Source organism: Bombilactobacillus bombi (assembly GCF_013607485.1).
In the GTDB taxonomy this organism is placed as follows: Bacteria; Bacillota; Bacilli; order Lactobacillales; family Lactobacillaceae; genus Bombilactobacillus; species Bombilactobacillus bombi_A.
In genome coordinates, this window is the sequence record NZ_SCHP01000070.1 from 1 (window position 1) to 4,799 (window position 4,799).

Genomic DNA, 4,799 nt, shown 5'->3' on the forward strand with positions numbered 1-4,799 from the left:
CTATAATAAAAAACTTCTAGCTAAAAAGCTAGAAGTCTCAATAATCATATCAAAAGGCACATGACGGAATCCTACTTAGTGCTGCTTTCTTCCGAACCTGACACGATTCGTAAGCCCACCATTGCCTCTGGCCTTACGGCACTAATTATATTACCCTATTTTCGGTTTTTTTGCAATAGTTATCACTCAAATTAAGTACAATAACTATCGCAAAGTTTTAACATTTAGGATATCTATTTAATTCCTACGGGCCCGGATTGCTTTAAAAAAGTCAGTCAATAATTTGCCACATTGCTGTTCTAATACCCCACCTATAAAATCTGGTTGATGGTTATAATTTAAAGAAAATAAATTAGTTAATGATCCCACAGAGCCAGCCTTGGGATCATGAGCCCCGTAAGCTACAGTTGCAATACGGCTATTAATAATTGCACCAGCACACATCGGGCAAGGCTCTAAAGTTACAAATAATGAATGATGTTCTAAACGCCAGCTGCCTGTTTTTTGACAGGCGTTTTCGATTGCTAAAATTTCTGCATGCGCAGTGGCACGTTGCTGAACCTCACGCTGATTAAATCCACTCGCAATAACTTGTTTGGTATTATTATCAACAATTAAAGCCCCAATGGGCACTTCATCATATTTTAGTGCTTGCTGGGCTACGAGTATAGTTTGTTGCATATAGGCTGTTAATTCTTCGTCAGTATATAAGTCTTTAATTTTTGGTTTTAACACTTTTTAACACGTAATATCCTTTATCTCGTTTAATAATCTCCACATTACCAAAAGCTTGCTGCATAAGTTTTTTATAAGTTGGTTCGCCCTGCTTTTTTTGCACGACTAACCACAATTGTCCCTGAGAAGCTAAGTGCAGTGGTGCCTGCACAATCATTGTACTGACTACCTCTTTACCAGCACGAATTGGGGGATTAGTATAAATTGCTGCATATTTTTGTTGCTGGAGCTGTTGATAAATATTTGAAATTTGAATATGAACATTATTAATCTGATTGTTTTGAGCATTTTTTTGAGCCAAATCTATGGCCCGCTGATTAACGTCAACCATATCAATTTCTCTTTGCGGCAATAAACGCGCCAGCGTTAACCCGATAGGGCCATAACCACACCCCAAATCTAATAACTTACCGGCAGGTAAATCTATGATATCCAGGGCTTCAATTAACGTTCTGGTGCCATAATCAACCGTTTGCTTGGAGAAAACGCCATTATCACTAGTAAATTGGAACACAAAGTTCCGTAACTTAAAGGTAAAGTTACGTTCTTGATGAATGGCAGTTGGTTGCTCAGTAAAATACTGTTCCATTTGCTAAAAATCCTCTCTTCGTAATTTATTTGAGTAATTCTTCTTTAGCGTGAATTAATTCTGTTAATAAGGCACAGTAGGGTGTTGCAATGCCATATTTTTGACCCTTACGCCAAACAGCACCATTAATAAAGTCAATTTCCGTTAAACGATGATTCGCGATTAAGTCTTGATACATAGAAGGGTAATGATTAGCAATATCTGCAGTAAATGTTTGAGCAATGTGGTGATAAACTTCTGTTTGGTCTAAGACCACTCCTTCATGCGCAGCTACGGCTGCAAATTCTGCAATAATCGTTTGTAATAGTGCTTTTGTTTGAGAAGTTTTTCCTAAGGCACCAATATTGCAGCCTAAAATAGAACACAGGCAATTTAAGGTTCCATTTACGCAAGCCTTCCGCCAAATCGAATATTTGACATTAGTACTATATTGAGGATTTAACCCCGCCTGACTAAATACTTCTGCTACTTTTAAAGTAAATTCTTTGCCCGCAGCGTCAAAATTTTGCAATTCTACGTTACCACTACCAATTAAAGTCACTTGACCCGGACCTGTTAATCCAGCTGTCCACATAGTTATTCCTAAGATTAAGCGCTCAACAGGAACATATTTTTCTAGTATATCTTCATGACCAATACCATTTAATAAGCACAAAACATAGGTTTGAGGACTAATCAAAGGTCTCACCTTAGAAAAGGCCTTATCCAATTGGTTAGACTTAGTAAAAGCAATAATTAAATCTGCTTGATAATCTGGTAATTGATCTAATTGTGTAAAATCATAAGCAGGAATTTTAACATTAGTATGTTGTCCATCAATATTAGCCTGCAAGCCTCTTTGTTGTAACGCCCGCACATTTTCTAACCAACCATCAATTAAAATAACCTGATTTCCACTTTGATGAAGCATTAAGGCAAAACGGCTGCCCATAGCACCAGCACCAACAATTGCAATTTTCATTATAATACCCCTAAAAAATTATTTAACTTCTAAGCCCCTAAGACAATGAGACCACAATTAATTATAAAGCAAATAATGCATTGATAAAATCATTATTATTAAGGGTTAATATAGTAGTTTATATTTAGTTTGACAGGTAATTCAAGCGGAACAACAAAATCCTATCAATCGCAGCTATTCTAAGTTTTTTTATATTGAAGATAGATCAATATAATTTCTTTCACTTATATTGTATATTGTGATGTGTCTAAACTCTTTCCTACGATTAGTCAAGCGAGAATTAATAAATAAATCAGGTTTTCTAAAACTTATTAAGGGATTTAAAACCTTTTATTTTACTATAGCCCTGATCCCCTCTATATCCAATTGAATACATAGTAAATAATCTAAGTTTCTTTAATCAACCACTTATTAGACAGACTTTTTAATTAAAAGCTCATTTACCGCTAATATATATTTTATCATTACACAAAACCATCTAGAAAAATGAAACGAAGTGGTATTATCTGACATAACACGATTTCTTCCAACATGCCATTATTATAAAAATTAGCTCAAGCTTTATTTTAATTAGGAATAGACAAAAAGTACTCCGCAGAAGTTTGAATATCACTACAAAGTACTTATTGGAATTTTTTTATTTAGGGTGCTAAAATACCAAAATATGCACATATTATTGAAAAAACAATAATTAATAATAGAATAACAGTTGTTTTCATTTTCTTTCCCAACATCCAATAAATAATAGCAGTAGCCATGACAGGTAATAAACATGGCATTATAGAATCTAAAATTGGTTGTAGTTTAGTAGCACTATGCCCAATTCCAAATTTTAATGGGGTTTTCATAACAACCATAGTAGCAATCATAGATCCAATTGTCATTAATCCCATTATACCAGTCATTCTAGTTACTTTTTCCATTAATCCAGATTGAGAAAGTTTATCTAACAGGTTAGTACCTAATTTATATCCTTGAAATAAACCTATATAACGTACCGCAAAAGCAGGAATATTATATAGTAATAAAAATACTATTGCTCCTAAAGGATTTCCTTGCATAGCTAATGAAACCCCAATACCAGCAGCAATAATACGAAGTGTTCCTAAAAATAAAGAATCACCAATACCAGATAATGGCCCCATTAAACTAGCTTTAACGTTATTAATGGAATCTGTATCAAAATCATCATCAGTGGCGTTTTTCTCTTCCATTGCGATAGAAATTCCTAATACTAAGGGTGCAAAATATGTTGTAATATTAAAAAATTCCAAATGTCTTTTTAAGGCTTCACTTAAATCCTTTTTATTAGGATATAATTTGCGCAAAACACCTGAAATACTGTAAGCAAACCCTACATGCATTTGTCGAACATATTCCCAACTTATCTCAAAAGGTAAAGCTCTCCAAAATACATTCATTAAATCACGATGTGTGATTTGAGAGACTTTTTCCTTCTTTATTTCATCTTGCTTATTAGAAGTCATCATCATCTACCTCCAATGTATTTGCTTGGTCATTATTTGATTTGTTATTATTTGTGTATAAAAGAATCATAATAATCGCAGCAGCTAATAATGCAACACCAACTACTGGCAATTTTAAATATGCCGTTAGAAGAAATCCTATTATTAAGTAACCTATAATTTTTTTATTAATAATCATACGTAATAAAATTGCAAAACCTAGTGCAGGCAATATTCCAGCCGATATACTTAATCCATCTTGAATAAACTGAGGTACCATATTTAACACCTGCTTCATAACACCACCACCAGCAGCAAATGAAACCGTAACCAAAATAGCTAATGGTAAATACATTCCGAATATTCCACCAAACCAATGCATACGATCCACACCATTAGCATCACCCTTCTCTGCATATTTATCAGCTCTAGCAGTAAATAATGGAACTACAGCAATAAAAAGCACATTGCGCAAAAGCATTACCAGCATTGCAATTGGCAATCCCAAGGCCACTGCCATACCAGCATCTTTATGACCAATAATAGCAAAAGCAACACCTAAAATACCTCCAGACACTACTTCTGGTGGCAAAGCAGCACCAACTCCAACAGCACCCATCATTGCTAATTCTACAGTAGCACCTATTTTACATCCTGCAGTCAAATTGCCCAAAGCTAATCCCACTAATGGTCCTAAAACTATTGGACGGGTAAGCAACGTTTTCCCAGTAAAATAATCTAAATATCCAATACAGGCAATTAAAAATATCCACAAAGTTTGCATATATTATTCTCCCCTCTTATTTGATCTAAATAAAATTTTTTTATCATTAGGCACTTGTCTTATTTCTAATTCAACTCCCTTTTCCAACAGTTTTCTTAACATCTCTTCTTCTTCATCGGTTATATTAATTGATTTAGAAATATTATGAGTGCCAGGACGAGTCTTAATTAACCCTAAATTGATGGTTTTTATTTGATTAACTTTAGTAGCTAGCTTATATGCATCTTCTACAGATTCAACAACAATAAATAATTTATATTTATC

Annotated in this window: 6 protein-coding genes and 1 other RNA gene; all 7 read right to left on the reverse strand. The window is 34.0% G+C overall.

All coding sequences use genetic code 11. The features are described 5' to 3' along the window. Window positions 1–44 precede the first annotated feature (44 nt). Window positions 45–133: signal recognition particle sRNA small type (gene ffs / locus EQ827_RS07820), an RNA gene on the reverse strand. Between the two features lie 104 nt (window positions 134–237). Beyond that, on the reverse strand, window positions 238–735 hold the full coding sequence (locus tag EQ827_RS07825) for a nucleoside deaminase (protein ID WP_373563519.1): 498 nt from the start codon (window positions 733–735) through the stop codon (window positions 238–240). Further along, window positions 716–1,324, reverse strand: a complete 609-nt coding sequence (locus tag EQ827_RS07830; protein WP_181190437.1) for a class I SAM-dependent methyltransferase — start codon at window positions 1,322–1,324, stop codon at window positions 716–718. The genes EQ827_RS07825 and EQ827_RS07830 overlap by 20 nt, the downstream gene beginning before the upstream one ends. Window positions 1,325–1,349: 25 nt before the next feature. Then, window positions 1,350–2,285, reverse strand: coding sequence for a 2-dehydropantoate 2-reductase (locus tag EQ827_RS07835; protein WP_181190438.1), 936 nt, complete (start codon window positions 2,283–2,285; stop codon window positions 1,350–1,352). Between the two features lie 641 nt (window positions 2,286–2,926). Then, entirely contained in the window at window positions 2,927–3,775 is an 849-nt protein-coding gene (locus EQ827_RS07840; protein WP_181190439.1) for a PTS system mannose/fructose/sorbose family transporter subunit IID, read from the reverse strand. Then, a complete protein-coding gene (locus EQ827_RS07845; RefSeq protein WP_181190440.1) occupies window positions 3,762–4,535 on the reverse strand; it encodes a PTS mannose/fructose/sorbose/N-acetylgalactosamine transporter subunit IIC in 774 nt (257 codons plus the stop codon). Before EQ827_RS07845 ends, EQ827_RS07840 begins: the two co-directional genes overlap by 14 nt. Before the next feature lie 3 nt (window positions 4,536–4,538). Beyond that, window positions 4,539–4,799: PTS sugar transporter subunit IIB (locus tag EQ827_RS07850; RefSeq protein WP_181190441.1), on the reverse strand; the 261-nt coding region annotated here is incomplete at its 5' end.